Here is a 423-nt window from a genome sequence, read left to right on the forward strand (position 1 = left end):
TTTCAGGTGTGGTATTTCCTTCTGAAATACCTCGTGCCGCTGGCTATCATCGTCGTATTGCTGCATTTAATCGGCGTTCTTTCATTTTAAAAAAACAGGCCCCTGTAAAAGGGCCTGTTTTTATGTTTAAAAACCGAATTGCAGATTCGTATCAACGGCAACGATCGTATATACACAAACAATGACGAAAAGGTTGAGGATGACACCGAGCAGTCCCGGGCCCGTCCGTCCTTTTTTAATAAACAGCTCAATGATGCCGAACGGCACGGCGGCCATCGCAAACGGCAGCATCTGATAAGAATAGAAAGTCACATTGCTGATGATTGCCACGTTCAAAAGCAGCAGCGACAAAATCGCGGTACCGACTGATATCCAGCCGAAAACATTATGCTCTTTAAAAATTCTTACCAATTCCATAATTCC

The 423-nt window shown here is 44.0% G+C and carries 1 protein-coding gene; it reads right to left on the bottom strand.

Features of this window, described 5'->3' with window-relative positions:
* Window positions 1-126: 126 nt before the first annotated feature.
* Window positions 127-423 (bottom strand): hypothetical protein (locus tag ACTD9P_RS30090; protein WP_438870495.1); only part of this gene is annotated, 297 nt, incomplete at its 5' end.

This window comes from Pseudomonas onubensis (assembly GCF_965653655.1).
Lineage (GTDB): Bacteria > Pseudomonadota > Gammaproteobacteria > Pseudomonadales > Pseudomonadaceae > Aquipseudomonas.